17 protein-coding genes are annotated in these 16,332 nt (G+C 69.3%); 3 read left to right on the top strand and 14 right to left on the bottom strand.

Features of this window, described 5'->3' with window-relative positions; genetic code table 11:
* Positions 1-42 precede the first annotated feature (42 nt).
* From rpsS to rpsJ, 6 genes are read right to left on the bottom strand one after another with little or no spacing between them, the layout of a single operon-like run.
* The gene (gene rpsS / locus ACSMXW_RS21745) at positions 43-324 is read right to left on the bottom strand and encodes a 30S ribosomal protein S19 (RefSeq protein ID WP_004984529.1); all 282 of its coding nucleotides are present in this window, start codon (positions 322-324) and stop codon (positions 43-45) included.
* A gap of 12 nt (positions 325-336) precedes the next feature.
* Complete coding sequence (rplB, locus tag ACSMXW_RS21740; protein ID WP_485798557.1) at positions 337-1,173, bottom strand: 50S ribosomal protein L2; 837 nt, start codon at positions 1,171-1,173, stop codon at positions 337-339.
* A gap of 39 nt (positions 1,174-1,212) precedes the next feature.
* Complete coding sequence (gene rplW, locus ACSMXW_RS21735; RefSeq protein WP_485798555.1) at positions 1,213-1,629, bottom strand: 50S ribosomal protein L23; 417 nt, start codon at positions 1,627-1,629, stop codon at positions 1,213-1,215.
* A complete protein-coding gene (gene rplD / locus ACSMXW_RS21730; protein WP_485798554.1) occupies positions 1,629-2,288 on the bottom strand; it encodes a 50S ribosomal protein L4 in 660 nt (219 codons plus the stop codon). Before rplD ends, rplW begins: the two co-directional genes overlap by 1 nt.
* Positions 2,289-2,295: 7 nt before the next feature.
* On the bottom strand, positions 2,296-2,943 hold the full coding sequence (rplC, locus tag ACSMXW_RS21725; RefSeq protein WP_485798553.1) for a 50S ribosomal protein L3: 648 nt from the start codon (positions 2,941-2,943) through the stop codon (positions 2,296-2,298).
* 19 nt (positions 2,944-2,962) lie between these two features.
* On the bottom strand, positions 2,963-3,271 hold the full coding sequence (gene rpsJ, locus ACSMXW_RS21720) for a 30S ribosomal protein S10 (protein WP_003948644.1): 309 nt from the start codon (positions 3,269-3,271) through the stop codon (positions 2,963-2,965).
* Positions 3,272-3,946: 675 nt separating this feature from the next.
* Between rpsJ and ACSMXW_RS21715 the strand changes: the two genes are divergently transcribed.
* The 3 genes from ACSMXW_RS21715 (at position 3,947) to ACSMXW_RS21705 (ending at position 5,320) form a co-directional block, all read left to right on the top strand.
* Positions 3,947-4,231 (top strand): hypothetical protein, encoded by a 285-nt coding sequence (locus ACSMXW_RS21715; RefSeq protein WP_485798552.1) that lies wholly within the window; start codon positions 3,947-3,949, stop codon positions 4,229-4,231.
* Positions 4,225-4,578, top strand: a complete 354-nt coding sequence (locus tag ACSMXW_RS21710; protein ID WP_485798550.1) for a hypothetical protein — start codon at positions 4,225-4,227, stop codon at positions 4,576-4,578. Before ACSMXW_RS21715 ends, ACSMXW_RS21710 begins: the two co-directional genes overlap by 7 nt.
* A 190-nt stretch (positions 4,579-4,768) precedes the next feature.
* The gene (locus ACSMXW_RS21705) at positions 4,769-5,320 is read left to right on the top strand and encodes a GNAT family N-acetyltransferase (protein WP_485798548.1); all 552 of its coding nucleotides are present in this window, start codon (positions 4,769-4,771) and stop codon (positions 5,318-5,320) included.
* Positions 5,321-5,575: 255 nt separating this feature from the next.
* On the opposite strand, the gene ACSMXW_RS21700 is transcribed toward ACSMXW_RS21705, so the two are convergent.
* The 8 genes from ACSMXW_RS21700 to ACSMXW_RS21665 all read right to left on the bottom strand — a co-directional run bounded on the left by ACSMXW_RS21700 (position 5,576) and on the right by ACSMXW_RS21665 (position 16,248).
* Complete coding sequence (locus ACSMXW_RS21700; protein WP_485798546.1) at positions 5,576-8,818, bottom strand: glycosyl hydrolase 115 family protein; 3,243 nt, start codon at positions 8,816-8,818, stop codon at positions 5,576-5,578.
* Between the two features lie 401 nt (positions 8,819-9,219).
* The gene (tuf, locus tag ACSMXW_RS21695) at positions 9,220-10,413 is read right to left on the bottom strand and encodes an elongation factor Tu (RefSeq protein ID WP_485798544.1); all 1,194 of its coding nucleotides are present in this window, start codon (positions 10,411-10,413) and stop codon (positions 9,220-9,222) included.
* Between the two features lie 160 nt (positions 10,414-10,573).
* Positions 10,574-12,694, bottom strand: a complete 2,121-nt coding sequence (fusA, locus tag ACSMXW_RS21690) for an elongation factor G (RefSeq protein ID WP_485798542.1) — start codon at positions 12,692-12,694, stop codon at positions 10,574-10,576.
* Positions 12,695-12,733: 39 nt separating this feature from the next.
* Entirely contained in the window at positions 12,734-13,204 is a 471-nt protein-coding gene (rpsG, locus tag ACSMXW_RS21685; RefSeq protein WP_009330725.1) for a 30S ribosomal protein S7, read from the bottom strand.
* 2 nt (positions 13,205-13,206) lie between these two features.
* Positions 13,207-13,578, bottom strand: a complete 372-nt coding sequence (gene rpsL, locus ACSMXW_RS21680; RefSeq protein WP_003948652.1) for a 30S ribosomal protein S12 — start codon at positions 13,576-13,578, stop codon at positions 13,207-13,209.
* 364 nt (positions 13,579-13,942) lie between these two features.
* Positions 13,943-14,401, bottom strand: coding sequence for a hypothetical protein (locus tag ACSMXW_RS21675; RefSeq protein WP_485798487.1), 459 nt, complete (start codon positions 14,399-14,401; stop codon positions 13,943-13,945).
* 7 nt (positions 14,402-14,408) lie between these two features.
* Positions 14,409-15,167, bottom strand: a complete 759-nt coding sequence (locus ACSMXW_RS21670) for a hypothetical protein (protein ID WP_485798485.1) — start codon at positions 15,165-15,167, stop codon at positions 14,409-14,411.
* Positions 15,168-15,663: 496 nt separating this feature from the next.
* Positions 15,664-16,248, bottom strand: a complete 585-nt coding sequence (locus ACSMXW_RS21665) for a DUF1707 and DUF4190 domain-containing protein (protein ID WP_485798483.1) — start codon at positions 16,246-16,248, stop codon at positions 15,664-15,666.
* Positions 16,249-16,332 lie beyond the last annotated feature (84 nt).

The following is a 16,332-nucleotide window of genomic DNA, read 5'->3' as shown; positions in this document are numbered from 1 at the left end:
CTTCAGTGTCTGACACGTTCGTCATGTCGTTTGCACCCCGCGTTAGCGGCGCTTGGACTTCCGGTCTTCCTTGACGTGGCCCCGGAAGGTGCGCGTCGGCGAGAACTCGCCGAGCTTGTGGCCGACCATCGACTCGGTGACGAACACCGGGATGTGGGTCTTGCCGTTGTGCACCGCGATCGTGTGGCCCAGCATGGCCGGGACGATCATGGAGCGACGGGACCAGGTCTTGATGACGTTCTTGGTGCCGGCTTCGTTCTGGGCGTCCACCTTCTTGATCAGGTGGTCGTCGACGAAGGGCCCCTTCTTGAGACTGCGCGGCATCTGAACCCGCTCCTAGCGCTTCTTGTTCGTCTTGCGGCGGCGGACGATGTACTTGTTGCTCGCCTTCTTGGGAGAACGAGTACGTCCTTCCTTCTGACCCCAGGGGCTCACCGGGTGGCGGCCACCGGAGGTCTTGCCCTCACCACCACCGTGCGGGTGGTCGACCGGGTTCATCGCGACACCGCGGACGGTCGGGCGGACGCCCAGCCAGCGCTTGCGGCCTGCCTTGCCCCAGTTGATGTTCGACTGCTCGGCGTTGCCGACCTCGCCGACGGTGGCGCGGCAGCGCACGTCGACCAGGCGGATCTCACCGGAGGGCATGCGGAGGTGGGCCATGGAGCCCTCCTTCGCGAGCAGCTGCACCGAGGCGCCGGCGGAGCGGGCGAACTTGGCGCCGCCGCCCGGACGGAGCTCGATCGCGTGGATCGTGGTACCGACCGGGATGTTGCGGAGCGCCAGGTTGTTGCCCGGCTTGATGTCGGCGGCGGGGCCGTTCTCGACCCGGTCGCCCTGGCTGAGGCCGCGCGGCGCGATGATGTAGCGCTTCTCGCCGTCCGCGTAGTGCAGCAGCGCGATACGGGCGGTGCGGTTCGGGTCGTACTCGATGTGTGCGACCTTCGCCGGCACGCCGTCCTTGTCGTGGCGGCGGAAGTCGATCAGGCGGTAGGCGCGCTTGTGCCCGCCGCCCTGGTGGCGGACGGTCACACGACCGGCGTTGTTACGGCCGCCCTTGCTGTGCAGGGGGCGGACCAGCGACTTCTCCGGCGTGGACCGCGTGACCTCGACGAAGTCGGCGACGGAGGCGCCACGGCGGCCCGGCGTCGTCGGCTTGTACTTGCGGATTCCCATTTCTCAGTCCTCGTCCGATATTCGGACCAGGGCGCTCCGTCAGGAGGCCTGGCCGAAGATGTCGATACGGTCGCCCTCTGCGAGGGTCACGATCGCCCGCTTGGTGTCGGCGCGCTTGCCGAAACCGGTGCGGGTGCGCTTCCGCTTGCCCGGACGGTTGATCGTGTTGACCCCGGTGACCTTGACCGAGAAGACCGCCTGGACGGCCTGCTTGATCTGGGTCTTGTTGGCGCGGGGGTCGACGATGAACGTGTACTTGTTCTCGTCGAGCAGCGCGTAGCTCTTCTCGGAGACGACCGGCTTGAGCAGCACGTCACGGGGGTCCGTGTACGACTTGCTCAGCGGCGTCTCGACGGTGTTCTTGCCCTCGGTGGCGTGCCGCTTCGCCTTGGCGATGCGGGCCGCCTTGGCGGCCTTGGCCGCCTTCGGGGCAATGCTCGGGTGACGCGTAGCCATCAGGCCTCGCTCCCTTCAGCGGTCTTGGCGGCCGGGGTACGGGCGGCCACGAAGGACTCCAGGGCGGCCTTGGTGAAGACCACGTCGTCCGAGACGAGCACGTCGTACGTGTTGAGCTGGCCCGGCTCCAGGATGTGCACCTGGGGGAGGTTGCGGGCGGACAGCCAGCCGGCCTCGTCGGTCCTGTCGATGACCAACAGCAGGTTCTTGCGCTCGCTGATCTTGCCGAACAGGGTCTTGGCCGCCTTGGTGGACGGGGCGTCGCCCTCGATCACACCGGAGACGACGTGGATGCGGCCCAGGCGCGCCCGGTCGGAGAGGGCACCGCGCAGGGCGGCGGCCTTCATCTTCTTCGGGGTCCGCTGGGCGTAGTCGCGCGGCACGGGGCCGTGCACGACGCCACCGCCGGCGAACTGCGGTGCGCGCGTCGAGCCCTGGCGGGCGCGGCCGGTGCCCTTCTGGCGGTACGGCTTCTTGCCGCCGCCGCGGACCTCGCCGCGGGTCTTGGTCTTGTGCGTGCCCTGGCGGGCCGCGGCCAGCTGGGCGACGACGACCTGGTGGATCAGCGGGATGCTGACCTTGGCGTCGAAGATCTCCGCGGGGAGCTCGACGGTACCGGCCTTGTCGCCCGCCGGCGAAAGGATGTCAACAGTGCTCATCGTTCCCTCAGGCCCCCTTGGCCGCGGTGCGGACCAGGACGAGGCCGCCGTTCGGACCGGGAACCGCGCCCTTGATGAGCAGCAGGCCCTTCTCCGCGTCAACGGCGTGGACGGTCAGGTTCTGGGTGGTGACGCGCTCGTTGCCCATGCGGCCCGCCATGCGCAGGCCCTTGAACACCCGGCCGGGGGTGGCGCAGCCGCCGATGGAGCCGGGCGAGCGGTGCTTGCGCTGCGTGCCGTGACCGGCGCCGAGGCCACCGAAGTTGTGGCGCTTCATCACACCGGCGAAGCCCTTGCCCTTGCTCTTGCCGGTCACGTCGACCTTGCCGCCGGCCTCGAAGGTCTCGGCGGTCACCTCCTGGCCGAGGGTGTACTCGCTGGCGTCCGCGGTACGGATCTCGACGAGGTGGCGGCGGGGAGTGACGTCGGCCTTGGCGAAGTGGCCCTTGAGGGGCTTGTTCACCTTGCGCGGGTCGATCTCGCCGAAGGCGATCTGGACGGACTCGTAGCCGTCGCGGTCGCCGCTGCGGACCTGGGTCACGACGCAGGGGCCGGCCTTGACCACGGTCACCGGGACGACACGGTTGTTCTCGTCCCAGACCTGGGTCATGCCGAGCTTCTCGCCCAGGATGCCCTTGATGTTCTTGGTCGTCATCGTTGGTCAGCCCGCCTTCTCAGAGCTTGATCTCGATGTCGACGCCCGCCGGGAGGTCGAGGCGCATCAGCGAGTCAACGGTCTTGGGGGTCGGGTCGAGGATGTCGATGAGCCGCTTGTGCGTGCGCATCTCGAAGTGCTCGCGCGAGTCCTTGTACTTGTGCGGCGACTTGATGACGCAGTACACGTTCTTCTCTGTGGGCAGCGGCACCGGGCCCGCGACCGACGCACCAGTGCGGGTCACCGTCTCGACGATCTTCTTCGCCGAGGAGTCGATGACCTCGTGGTCGTAGGCCTTGAGCCGGATGCGGATCTTCTGTCCCGCCATGGCTGCTTCTTAGTCCTGTCTCTCGTTGAACGCTCTGGAACCCGGCGGTCGGATGCGATCCCCTCTCCGACCCACGCGGTCGGGCGTGTCGCTCCCCGCTCGCATACGTGTCCACCTGGGGACGTCCCTTGCGAGGGGATGCGATCGACGATCCGACGATCACGGGCCGGGGACGGGGACCGGGCGGTCCGTCCACCGGGTGCCTGGCCGGCGCCCCGCTGACACTTCCCGGAAGATTCCCGTACGTCCGCCTCAGCGCTGCGGTCAGGGCCGACGGCCCTGGGCGCAGTTGGGGCGACGAGTACTGTGGGACTCGCTTCCGGTCCCCCCGGCGGGAGGCGCGCAGCATCGGCACTCAACCGAGCAACCCGGACAGTCTGCCATACGCGCGGGGGCAGGGGCCAATCGAGCGGGGATCCTACCCCGCGGTGGTGCTTGTCCAAACGGATGGACCAGTGCGGGAGTGCCAGGGGGTGACGCCGGTCACGGCGGGACCCCTGCGGGGACGCAGGCGCGGCGAGTGGGGCGTACGTCCGCGCGGGACGATACGGGCGCGCTCCCCCCGGCGGTCGAGGCCCGCCACACGACCCTCAAGCGGGTGAGGCAACCCCCTATCGGGTGAACCCTCCCATATCTACACTCGGCATATGCCGTTGGCGTTTTAGCGTCCCGCCCATGGTCGCTTCATCCCATGAGGCGATGCATCGGATCTTCCAGGAGGATCCCGGCATCTTCGCCCGCTCCTTCGGCAAGCTCGGGATCCCTTTCGCCGAGCCTGTCGCGGTGTCCCTCTTAACCACCGATCTCACGGAGATCAAGCCGCTGGAACGCAGGGTGGACACGCTCCTGCGGATCGACACGGAAACGGACGGCAGCTACCTGCTGGCCGTGGAGGCATCCCCCTCGCCACGTTTGCGGCGATTACACACGGCAATCACCCGGACGCGGATACCATGCTGAATGCGCTGGCCACCGCATTGAAAACCGTTGACGAAGACACCGCCACCGTTTTCCGGGAGCTCACCGAACTCGGGCTGGGCACCAGCCCGGCAGCACAGACCTGGAGGGATCTCATGGCCATCGACCTCTCTTTCTTCCGCTCGGAGACGTCACAGAAGCTGCGCGCGGAAGGACGCGCGGAAGGACGCACAGAGGGCCTCCTCCTGGTTCTCAAGGCGCGCGGCATCACCATCGACGACACCGCGCGGCTGCGAATCACTGGCTGCACCGACTCCGAGACCCTCGGCACCTGGCTCCACAGGGCGGTCACCGCCACCACCGTCGACGAGGTCTTCGGCGACGACTGAGCGACGGGCCCCGTGCCGGACCGGCGACGGGGCCCCGTGCGGTCAGCCGCGCGGGGCACGGAGCCCGTCCGACTGGTACGGTGCACCCCGGACATCACGCCTTCCGGCGCCGGGAGCCTCCCGGGCCGGGAGGCTTTTTCTGTTGTCCGGAAGCGTTCGGGAGCGTTCCGGAGCGAGGAGGAGCGAGGGCATGACGGATGTGCGTGTGCGGCGGGCCGGTGCCGGGGACCGGGTTGTGCTGGAGCGGATGTGGTTGATGTTCCGGCACGACATGAGTGAGTTCGGCGGGGAGCTGCCGAACCCGGACGGGACCTACCGGAGCGAGCGGCTGGAGGCGGCGCTCGCTGGTGGGCCCGACTGGGCGGCGTATCTGCTGGAGAGCGGGGCGCCGGGCACGGACCGGCCGGCGGGCTTCGCGTTCGTGCGCGGGCTCAGCGGGCCGAAGGCCGTGCTGAACAGCTTCTTCGTGGTGCGCGGCGTCCGCCGCGCGGGGGTCGGTCGGCACGCCGTCCAGGACGTCGTCGCCCGGCACCCGGGCCCCTGGGAGGTGGCCTTCCAAGACGCCAACGCCGGTGCCGTCCGGTTCTGGCGCCGGGTCGCCACCGCGATCGCCGGGGACCGGTGGACGGAGGAGCGCAGGCCCGTGCCCGGCCGTCCGGACCTGCCGCCGGACGTCTGGATCTCGTTCGACGTGCCCGCGGCGGCCCCCGCCCTTCCCGCCCTGGACGCACCGCGCGGCTGAGCGCGGCGGAGCGGGGGGTGCACGGCCGGTCCCAGCCGGTTCGGGGCGGGCCGGGGCCGGCCGTGCGGTCGGGTCAGCGGGTCGGGGCGGGTGCCCGCCGGCCCGGTCGGTGGGGTCGGCGGGTGGCGCCCGCGCGACCACGCGCCGGCCCGTGTCAGGGCAGGCCGGAGAGGGTCGGGGAAGGTCGGTCGGGGAAGGTCGGCCGGGGAAGAACGGCCGGGGAAGTACGGCCGGGGAAGAACGGCCGGGGACTGGTCAGGGCAGCCTTCGGCTCTCCAGGGGGCCCAGGTACGTCGGCTCCAGCCCGCCCGCGTCCACCAGCAGCCGCTGCAGGACGACGGTGGGGTCGACCATCCAGAACGTCAGCCGGTGCACCCCGGCCGTCCTGACCGTGTGCCTGGTGGCGGTCCGGCTCACGTTGTCGGAGGTGTTCCGGGCCCACTGCTTGTTCATCAGGCCGTCGTCGGCACCGGTGACGGCGATGATGTCCACGGTCTGCGGCGGCTCGTCGTCGAAGGAGACCGCGTAGCAGAGGCCGTCGTGGGCGAGCGCCGGATTGCGCGGGGAGAGCAGCGCCCAGACCGTCAGCTCGCCGGGGGTGAGCACGGTGACCTCGTACTCCAGGCGGGGCGAGGCACCGCCGGGCTTCTGCCGGGCGGCGGTGACCGGCGTGGGCGTCATCCCCGCGCCCGTGCGCCCGATGCGGTCGATGCGCCGCCACCCGATACCGCCGGCGCCCACCACCCGCGTGGCGTGCTCCGCGTCGATGGCGATGTACCCGCCCGCCTCCACGAAGCCCCGGGCCCGGCCGCGCACCTGCGGCGGCTCCACGACCGCGGTGACGGTGACGACCGCGCCGTCCGGGCCGTGCACCACGATGCCTGCCTCGGTCCTGTGCCGCGGCGCCCGCGCCCAGTCGACGGTGACGGTGGCCCGGACCTGCTGCCGGACGGTGCCGTGCGGGCGGTCCACCCGGAGCCAGTCCACGGTGGGCTCGATGCGGTAGCCGAAGGGCCTGCCGCCCCGGTTGAAGACCTCGATGTACTGGTCAGGGCGGGTCTGGTGGGGGCTGAAGGCGGGCAGCCTGGGCTCCGTCCCCGCCTGCGGCCACCAGTCGGCGGACCCGTCGACCGCGACGCCCAGCTCCGCCCGGTCGGGCAGCTCGATCCGCTTGACCGCGGGGAACAGCACATCGGGTATCGCGACGTTGTCGATCTCGGGCTGCTGCCAGGGCGCATTGGGTCCGTACCGTTCGACGTCCCCGTAGTCGATGTGCGGCTGGGTCATGAAGCCCCGCCACTTGCCGCCGGCGATCTTCGTGTTGAAGCGGTCCATCAGCGCGAAGTCGTCCTGGAGGCGGGCCTCCGCGGCAGCGGCGCGGTCGTTGGTGGCGGCGCGGCCCTGCTCGGCGTAGAGCAGGTTGGTGAACTCCGCCTCCCTGAGTGCGTACAGGTTGGCGGTGGCCGCCACCTCGTACCCGACCAGCTCGAACCACGCGTCCTGGTCGGCGGCCGGCAGCCGGCGGCCCACGGCCTCGGCCCGTCTCGCGAGGCCCTGCCACTCCTCGGTGACCCGCTCCAGCTCCCGGTGCGCGGTGAGCGAGAACGGCGTGGCCTGGTCGTCGTAGACGATCGCGGCCTCGTCGTGCGCCGGGTCCTTCGCCGGGTCCAGGCTGATCCTGCGGTTGAGCAGCTCGGGCTTGCGGCGGGACTGGAGCTGGGCGTACTCGGCGAGCACGGCGGCGATGGCCCCTGCCTGGGCCTCGCCGAAGTTCTGCCGGGCGTAGCGGCGCTCCCACTCGGGCAGGGCGTCCAGGTCCCAGCGGTCCGGGCGCCAGGCGTAGTCCAGGAAGAACTGGGTGGGCAGCTCGTTGCCCTTCAGGTCGCCCACGTTCGTCACCCACAGGCCGTGGTTGCCGTAGGCGATGGCCTGGTGGAGCTGGTCCCACATGTTCGGCAGCGAGGTGGTGTCCACCCACTTGTAGTTGCGGCCCACCCCCACGTAGTCGAAGTGGTAGTAGAGGCCGTAGCCGCCGGAGCGCGCCGGCTCGGCGGGGTCCGGGTGCATGCGGATGTTGGCCCAGTTGTCGTCGGTGAGGACGACGGTGACGTCCTCGGGGGCGCGCAGGCCCCGGTCCCAGTAGCGCTGCACCTCCTTGTAGAGGGTCCACACCTGCGGGATCGTGGTGAGGTCCTTGCCGGTGACGTCGGCGAGGATGTCCCGCTGGGTGGCGATGATCTCCTGCATCAGGTCGATGCCGTCGCCGTCCGGGAGGCTGGTGTCGCCGTTGCCGCGCATGCCGAGCGTGACGACGCCCTCGAAGCCCTGGTCGACCATCCGCTGGATGCCGTCCCGCCAGTACTTCCTGATCGCGTCGGCGTTGTTCCGGAAGGACCACTCGCCGGTGCCCCCGTACGGGTCGTGGCCCGGGGTGGTGATCTTGCCGTCCTTGTCGCGGACCGCGGGGACGGCGTGGCGGTTCCACTCCTCGATGCCGCGCATCATCGGCGCCTCGTGCGAGGTGCCCATCACGATGCCGTACGCGGTGGCGCGGGCGTGGTTGTCCGGGTCGTCCTCGGCGAAGGCCCGGCCCCAGACGGCCGGCCAGAGGTAGTTCCCCTTCAGCCGCAGCAGCAGCTCGAAGACCTTGGCGTAGAAGTCGGCGTTGAAGCCGCCCTCGTAGCCCTCGGCCTTGCCGGGGCCGAAGTAGGCCGGGGCCCAGGTGCCCAGCGCCGGGTTCTCGTCGTTGATGAAGATCCCGCGGTACCGCACCGCGGGCGTGCCCTGGGTGTGGACGCCGGGCAGCACGTACAGCGCGTCGCGGCGCACCGGGCGGACGTCGTCCCACCAGTACCAGGGCGAGACGCCGATGCCGAGGCTGACGTCGTAGGCGCCGAAGATGGTGCCGCGCTGGTCGCTGCCGACGATCACCAGGGCCCGGTCCACGCCGTCCAGCGGCCGCTCGACCACGGCCTGCAGCGAGGTCTCCCACTTGCCCTCGACCGCGCTCACGTCGAGCTTGCCCGCGGCCACCAGGGCGTCGACGAGGGGGCTGCGGCCCAGGGTGCCGACGATGACGATCTCCCGGGCGCCCGGTCTCGAATGTTTCGGGGCCCGGTCCCCCTCGGGGACCTTCTCGACGTCCGGTCTGACGCCGGTGACCCGCTCGATGTCGTCCCGCAGATCGCCGACGACGCGGAGCACGCCGGGGTGGTCGCCGGCGCTCACCACAAGGGGTGCGGCCCGTCCCCGGCCGGCGAGGGCGAACGCGCCCGGCTGCGGGGTGAACGAGATGTAGGCGCCCGGGTCGGTGGGGTGCGGGGCGCCCGCGGGGCCGTTGCCCGTGGAGTCCTTGCCCGTGGGCCCCTCGTAGGGCTCGGAGTGGGCGACGCCGGAGAGGCCGGTGACGGTCCCCAGGGCGCCCAGGGCCAGGGCGCCGCCGGCACCCGCACCGATGATCGCTCTCCGGCCGGGTGGCCGTGGGGTATGGCTGTCCATCGCGGCTCCTCCGTGTCCCTGCGGGCCGGCCGGGCGGCGCCCGGCCGAGGGATATCTTGGTTCGAAAGAACACCCGAAACAACGGCTACACCACACCGAAACCTTTTCGATGGCCCCGGGTTGTTGTCCGACCCAGCCCAGGCCCACCTCAGGGGCGCGGGGAACTGCGCGAGCAACCCACCACCCGCCGGCGGCCCGGCCACGACAGAGACAGCCCCCTTGGGACGGTGACGACCCGCGGCTCTCGCCGTCGCCGATCGCGCAGTTCCCCGCGCCCCTGAGGTGGGCCTGGGCTGGGTCGACCGAGACAGGGCCGGGATGCCGAAGGACCCGCACGACGGAGTCGTGCGGGTCCTTGGGGGTGCGGGGCCCAACGAGGCCCCGCCGACGTCAGACGACGCTCACTTGATGATCTTCGTGACCTGGCCGGCGCCCACCGTCCGACCACCCTCACGGATGGCGAACTTCAGGCCCTCCTCCATGGCGATGGGCTGAATCAGCTCAACGCGCATCTCGGTGTTGTCGCCCGGCATGACCATCTCGGTGCCCTCGGGGAGGTTCACCACACCGGTCACGTCCGTGGTACGGAAGTAGAACTGCGGGCGGTAGTTGTTGAAGAACGGGGTGTGGCGACCACCCTCGTCCTTCGACAGGATGTACGCCTGCGCCTCGAACTCCGTGTGCGGGGTGACCGAGCCCGGCTTGATGATGACCTGGCCGCGCTCGACGTCCTCGCGCTTGACACCACGGAGCAGCAGACCGACGTTCTCACCGGCCTGGCCCTCGTCGAGCAGCTTGCGGAACATCTCGATGCCGGTGACCGTGGTGGAGGTCTTCTCCGGCTTGATGCCGATGATGTCCACGGTCTCGTTCACCTTGAGGATACCGCGCTCGATACGACCGGTGACGACGGTGCCACGACCCGTGATCGTGAAGACGTCCTCGATCGGCATCAGGAACGGCTTGTCGACGTCGCGCTCGGGCTCCGGGATGGCCTCGTCCACGGCCTTCATCAGGTTGAGGACGGACTCGCCCCACTCCTTGTCGCCCTCCAGGGCCTTCAGAGCGGAGACCTTGACGACCGGAACCTCGTCGCCCGGGAACTCGTACTCGGTGAGGAGCTCACGGACCTCGAGCTCGACGAGCTCGAGGATCTCCTCGTCGTCCACCATGTCGGCCTTGTTCAGGGCGACGACGATGTACGGCACACCCACCTGGCGGGCCAGGAGCACGTGCTCCTTGGTCTGCGGCATCGGGCCGTCGGTCGCGGCGACCACCAGGATCGCGCCGTCCATCTGGGCGGCACCGGTGATCATGTTCTTGATGTAGTCCGCGTGACCGGGGCAGTCGACGTGGGCGTAGTGACGCGTCTCGGTCTGGTACTCGACGTGCGCGATGGAGATGGTGATACCGCGCTGACGCTCCTCAGGAGCCTTGTCGATCTGGTCGAAGGCCGAGGCCTCGTTCAGGTCCGGAAACGCGTCGTGCAGCACCTTGGTAATGGCGGCCGTGAGGGTCGTCTTACCGTGGTCGATGTGACCGATGGTGCCGATGTTGACGTGCGGCTTAGTCCGCTCGAACTTCGCCTTCGCCACTGGGGTCCTCCTGTGGAGTGGTTCTGTACGCCTTACTTCATCGGCGCCAGGTGATCTTTGCTGGAATGCCGGGGCCAGGGGCGTTCCGCCGGGATTGTGGCGGAACGTCCCAGGGGTCCCGAGTCAAGCCTAAAGCGTGTGGGCGGCCGAGCCGGCCGAGCTACTCGCCCTTGGCCTTCGCGATGATCTCCTCGGCGACGTTCCGCGGAACCTCGGCGTAGGAGTCGAACTGCATCGAGTAGCTTGCGCGACCCGACGTCTTGCTGCGGAGGTCGCCGACGTAGCCGAACATCTCCGACAGCGGCACCAGGCCCGTGACGAGCTTGGCACCGTGGCGGTCCTCCATGGACTGGATCTGACCGCGCCGGGAGTTGATGTCGCCGATGACGTCGCCCATGTAGTCCTCGGGCGTGGTCACCTCGACCTTCATCATCGGCTCGAGCAGGGCCGGGGAGGCCTTGCGGGCGGCCTCCTTGAAGGCCATCGAACCGGCGATCTTGAAGGCCATCTCGGAGGAGTCGACCTCGTGGTAGGCGCCGTCGAGCAGGATGACCCGGACACCCGTGAGCGGGTAGCCGGCGAGCACGCCGAACTCCATGGCCTCCTGGCAGCCCGCGTCCACGGACGGGATGTACTCCCGCGGGATACGGCCACCGGTGACCTTGTTCTCGAACTCGTACCCATCGCCTTCGAGCGGCTCGACCGCGATCTGCACCTTCGCGAACTGGCCGGAGCCACCCGTCTGCTTCTTGTGGGTGTACTCCAGCTTGTCGACCGACTTGCGCAGCGTCTCGCGGTAGGCCACCTGCGGCTTGCCGACGTTGGCCTCGACCTTGAACTCGCGGCGCATCCGGTCCACCAGCACGTCGAGGTGGAGCTCGCCCATGCCGGCGATGATCGTCTGCCCGGTCTCCTCGTCGGTCTTGACGCGGAAGGACGGGTCCTCCTCGGCGAGGCGCTGGATCGCGACGCCCAGCTTCTCCTGGTCGCCCTTCGACTTGGGCTCGATGGCGACCTCGATCACCGGCGCCGGGAAGTCCATGGACTCCAGGATCACCTGGTTCGCCGGGTCACAGAGCGTCTCACCGGTGGTGGTCTGCTTCAGGCCCATGACGGCGACGATGTCACCGGCGCCCACCGACTCGATCTCCTCACGCTTGTTCGCGTGCATGCGGTAGATCTTGCCGATGCGCTCCTTCTTGCCCTTGACCGAGTTCTGCACCTGGGAGCCTGCGGTGAGGCGGCCCGAGTACACCCGGACGAAGGTGAGCTTGCCGAGGTGCGGGTCGCTCGCGATCTTGAACGCCAGCGCCGACAGCGGCTCGTCCTCCGACGGCTTGCGCCGGATGATCTCGTCGGGGTCGGAGACCGCGTGGCCCTCGATCGCCTCGATGTCGAGCGGCGAGGGGAGGTAGCGGACCACGGCGTCGAGCAGCGGCTGGACACCCTTGTTCTTGAACGCGGTGCCGCAGAACACGGGGGTGACGGTGGTGCCGCCGCCCTTGCCCGAGTTGATCGTGACCCGGCGGATGGCCGCGTAGAGCTGCTCCTCGGTGGGCTCCTCGCCCTCCAGGTACAGCTCCATCATCTCCTCGTCGTTCTCCGCGACGGCCTCGAGGAGCTTGCCGCGCCACTCGTCGGCGGCCTCCCGGTGGGTCTCGGGGATCTCGACGACGTCGTACGCCTCGCCGAGCGCGGTCTCCGCGGACCACACCAGCGCCTTCATGCGGACGAGGTCGACAACGCCCTTGAAGTCCGCCTCGGCGCCGATCGGGAGCTGCATGACCAGCGGGGTCGCGCCCAGCCGGTCGATGATCATGTCGACGCAGCGGTGGAACTCGGCACCGGTGCGGTCGAGCTTGTTCACGAAGCAGATGCGCGGCACGCCGTAGCGGTCCGCCTGACGCCACACGGTCTCGGACTGCGGTTCGACACCGGCGACACCGTCGAACACCGTGACGGCACCGTCGAGCACGCGCAGTGAGCGCTCCACCTCGACCGTGAAGTCGACGTGGCCCGGGGTGTCGATGATGTTGATGGTGTTGTCTACGTCATCGAGCGGCCAGTGACAGGTGGTGGCAGCAGAGGTGATCGTGATGCCACGCTCCTGCTCCTGCTCCATCCAGTCCATGGTGGCGGCGCCGTCATGGACCTCACCGATCTTGTAGGAGACACCGGTGTAGTACAGGATCCGCTCGGTGGTCGTCGTCTTGCCCGCGTCGATGTGGGCCATGATCCCGATGTTCCGGACCCTGGCCAGGTCAAGCGAAGTGGTAGCCATAAGGCTTCAGTCTTCTCTCGGTTCTCGATGGGGGTGCGACTACCAGCGGTAGTGCGCGAAGGCCTTGTTGGACTCGGCCATCTTGTGCGTGTCCTCGCGCTTCTTCACGGCTGCGCCGAGGCCGTTGGAGGCGTCGAGCAGCTCGTTCAGCAGACGCTCGGTCATGGTCTTCTCGCGACGGGCGCGGGAGTAACCGACCAGCCAGCGCAGCGCCAGCGTGTTGGCGCGGCCCGGCTTGACCTCGACCGGAACCTGGTAGGTCGCACCGCCGACTCGGCGGGACTTGACCTCGAGGGTCGGCTTGATGTTCTCCAGGGCGCGCTTGAGGGTGATGACCGGGTCGTTGCCGGTCTTGTCGCGCAGCCCTTCCATGGCGCCGTAGACGATGCGCTCGGCGGTGGAACGCTTGCCGTTCAGCAGCACCTTGTTGATCAGGGAGGTCACCAGAGGAGAGCCGTAGACCGGGTCGATGATGACCGGACGCTTCGGGGCGGGGCCCTTACGAGGCATGCTTACTTCTCCTTCTTGGCGCCGTAACGGCTGCGGGCCTGCTTGCGGTTCTTGACACCCTGGGTGTCGAGGGAACCGCGGATGATCTTGTAACGAACACCCGGCAGGTCCTTCACACGGCCGCCGCGCACGAGCACGATGGAGTGCTCCTGCAGGTTGTGTCCTTCACCCGGAATGTAGGCCGTGACCTCGATGCCGGAGGTCAGACGCACACGCGCGACCTTGCGGAGGGCCGAGTTCGGCTTCTTCGGGGTGGTCGTGAACACACGCGTGCAGACACCACGGCGCTGGGGCGAACCCTCGAGTGCGGGCGTCTTGTTCTTCTCGACCTTGTCCTGCCGGCCCTTGCGGACCAGCTGCTGGATCGTAGGCACTACTTCTCCGGTTTCTGTGTGCCGATGGGTAAAGCTAACCTGGAACTTCGCCGACCCACGCGGTCGGGTGTGTCGAATGCTGCAGACTCCCCCACGCTAGGGAGGAAGAGCACAGAATTGCGGCGGCCGCTTCTGGCCCTCCGCACGGTTTCAAGGCACGCACGAGAGCCAGGGCACACCCCAGGCACAAGGTCTGAGCGTACCTAGCTCGTCGAGTTCGGTCAAAACGAATAGGGGCACGGCGACACGCCGATGCGGCCGGCCGGTGCACAGCGGGCGGCGTGTCCGTGATTCCGGGGTTGCGGAACGTACAACACAGTGGGGGGCCGCCGGCATTCCCTCCGGTGCCACGGTGCGATTCCCACTAGGGGCACGAGGTGTCCGCCCCGGCAGCTCGACCGCCGTGACCTGCACCTTTGAGGAAATTACCGATCAAGTCGATATCGGCCCTGTCCTTGGGTCTGCCGAGCTTTTCCTTCCAGGCGAGAACCTGTCCGAGCGGGCTGAACGGAATACCGTCCACCCACTCCGCCCCGGCGATCATCTCGTCGGGTTCCGGAGAGCCGGGAAGCCAGCGATCGAAGATTTCCACCGTGCCGTCGAACAGTGCCACCATATGCCCGGTACCCGAGGGCGAGGAGGTCGCCGGGGCGCACTCCTGAGCCATCTGCCACGCCTTGCCGCGAGCGACGACGTCCAGGTCTCCGATGTCCTCCCGCAGGCCGTGCGCCAGCAGAGGACCACTGCCCGACACCACGCAGTCGTCCAGCGGCAGACCGAGAGACAGCAGCTTCCGGAACAGCGGGTGCCGAGTCAGGTCCATGGGACTCCTAGAGGACTGGCAGCCCCATCGCCGAGCGAGCGGCCATACTCATCGCCGACGAGGCGATGACGCTCGCCAGTGTACCGATGAGGAAGTACTCGGACGCGTGCTTACCGTGATCGGCCGTGGGGACGCGCGCCAGGGACTTGGCGGCGAGCACCAGCGCCGCCGCCTCCGGTTGGCCTGCGGCGAAGAAGCAGAAGAGCAGGCCCCGCTCCAGAAGCCCTATGGCCCGGCTGCCGCTCATGAACTCCACCGCGGCGTCGCGCTGCTGACCGGCCGGCAGAGCCCCGATCTCCCTGCGCACCGGCCCTGTCGCCGCCTGGGCCAGGCTGCCTCCGCCGAACACGGCGATGAGGAAGGCGGACAGCAGCACGGCAGCCCGGTCGCTGGCCACCAGGTCGGCGCCGAGCGAGATGATCCGTGCCCCGGCAGCCCATGACGACAGTACGGCGGCGGCCGCGAAACCGGCGGCGCTCAGCCAGCGCGTGCGCGCCACGCTTCCCGGGAAGAGCGGCATCGTGACGGAGAACCCCGCGCTGGGCGTCATGGGACCGCGAGACCACAGCCCTACGCTCAAGGAGACCAGGGCCGCACAGGCGAAAAGGGCTTCCGGCTTGCCGTGGCCGGCATAGGGAGCGACCGCGAAGGCGCCGTAGAGAAGGGTGAAGAGCACGTACACCCAAGGGCGCGAGCGCTGCCAGCCCAGACCCCACGGGACGAGAACCGCCGCCCACAAGCCGAACACGACACGTGCCGTCTCCACCCGTCTCCCCCGACTCCCCCGCCCACCTGCGGTTTTGCCATGTCCAAGGGAGCCTAGTCACCCGAGGCGGGAGGGGAAGTCCGATTCCCGGCCACTCTCGGTCCGCGCAGACCGAGCTCCGGCCATCCGGCCTCGCGGCGTCCGCGGAGGGCGTTCAGCGTCCTGGGGGCTCGTCGTGGGCCCCGTCCACGCGCCGCCCAGGTCCGCCGCCCAGGTCCGCCGCCCAGGTCCGCCGCCCAGGTCCGCCGACCGGGTCCGCCGACCGGGTCCAGCAAGCCGCTGACCGCGCGGGCGGCGACTCACGTGATCGGTGTGCCGCATGCGCATGAACAAGCACGAAGAGGAGTGGCAGAGCTGATCCGGGAGCCGACGAGCAAGGCCCTGGTCGCTCGTCCCCGCCCGGGGTGACAGAGGGTGACAGAGAGGGAGCCGACCGGCCGGACCCGGTCGATCACCCACCGGTCCGACCCGGAGGAGCCGTAACCGCTCCCCGTCCTCAGACCGCCGCCGCGATCACCAGCAGCACGAAGAGCACCAGCCCCACCCAGCCGAGCACCAGCCCGGTGAGCGCCATGCCGTCGCCACGCTCGCCCGTGCGCCGGATCTCCTTGCGGGCCATGTGCCCGAGGATGATCGCCGGGATCGAGGTGATCCCCGCCGTGGCGAACCCGGCCACGCCGAACGACAGCGCGCCGATCGACTTGACGTTGGCGTCCCACTGCGTCGCCGGCAGGAAGGTCCGCGGCACCGGGGGCGTCGCCGGGAGCCTCTGCTGCGGTACCGGCCCCTGCGGCAGGTCGGCGACGAGAGCACCCAGGTCGCCCAGGGTGCGCGCCCGATAGGCCCGCTCGACCCGCTTCTCGTACTCCTCCTGCTCGAGCCGCCCCTCGGTGAACCCGGCCCGCAGGACATCGACAGCCCGCTCCCGGTCGGCGTGTGCGGCCAGCATGGAAGGCTGAGTGCCGTGCTGGGGCGGCCAGGGCGCCGGCTGCCAGGAACGGCTCAGCGCCGGCTCCGACAAATGACTCTGCGTGTTGCGCTGGGGTTGCCAGGGCAACGACTGCCATGCGTGACTCGACATGATACAAATACCCCGAACCAGGACAAGTATCTCGTATAGACCCCTCCATCATGCGCCTACGCACCGTGGGGCGGCCACCCTGAT

The sequence above is a fragment of the Streptomyces sp. DSM 116793 genome (genome assembly GCF_057320905.1).
Note: the sequence above shows the minus strand (reverse complement) of the source record. Positions and strands in the feature narration are given on the sequence as shown.

Coding starts and splice junctions, on each gene's coding strand:
- rpsS (WP_004984529.1), bottom strand. CDS start 324: ATGCCGCGCAGTCTCAAGAAGGGGCCCTTCGTCGACGACCACCTGATC.
- rplB (WP_485798557.1), bottom strand. CDS start 1,173: ATGGGAATCCGCAAGTACAAGCCGACGACGCCGGGCCGCCGTGGCGCC.
- rplW (WP_485798555.1), bottom strand. CDS start 1,629: ATGGCTACGCGTCACCCGAGCATTGCCCCGAAGGCGGCCAAGGCCGCC.
- rplD (WP_485798554.1), bottom strand. CDS start 2,288: ATGAGCACTGTTGACATCCTTTCGCCGGCGGGCGACAAGGCCGGTACC.
- rplC (WP_485798553.1), bottom strand. CDS start 2,943: ATGACGACCAAGAACATCAAGGGCATCCTGGGCGAGAAGCTCGGCATG.
- rpsJ (WP_003948644.1), bottom strand. CDS start 3,271: ATGGCGGGACAGAAGATCCGCATCCGGCTCAAGGCCTACGACCACGAG.
- ACSMXW_RS21715 (WP_485798552.1), top strand. CDS start 3,947: ATGGTCGCTTCATCCCATGAGGCGATGCATCGGATCTTCCAGGAGGAT.
- ACSMXW_RS21710 (WP_485798550.1), top strand. CDS start 4,225: ATGCTGAATGCGCTGGCCACCGCATTGAAAACCGTTGACGAAGACACC.
- ACSMXW_RS21705 (WP_485798548.1), top strand. CDS start 4,769: ATGACGGATGTGCGTGTGCGGCGGGCCGGTGCCGGGGACCGGGTTGTG.
- ACSMXW_RS21700 (WP_485798546.1), bottom strand. CDS start 8,818: ATGGACAGCCATACCCCACGGCCACCCGGCCGGAGAGCGATCATCGGT.
- fusA (WP_485798542.1), bottom strand. CDS start 12,694: ATGGCTACCACTTCGCTTGACCTGGCCAGGGTCCGGAACATCGGGATC.
- rpsG (WP_009330725.1), bottom strand. CDS start 13,204: ATGCCTCGTAAGGGCCCCGCCCCGAAGCGTCCGGTCATCATCGACCCG.
- ACSMXW_RS21675 (WP_485798487.1), bottom strand. CDS start 14,401: ATGGACCTGACTCGGCACCCGCTGTTCCGGAAGCTGCTGTCTCTCGGT.
- ACSMXW_RS21665 (WP_485798483.1), bottom strand. CDS start 16,248: ATGTCGAGTCACGCATGGCAGTCGTTGCCCTGGCAACCCCAGCGCAAC.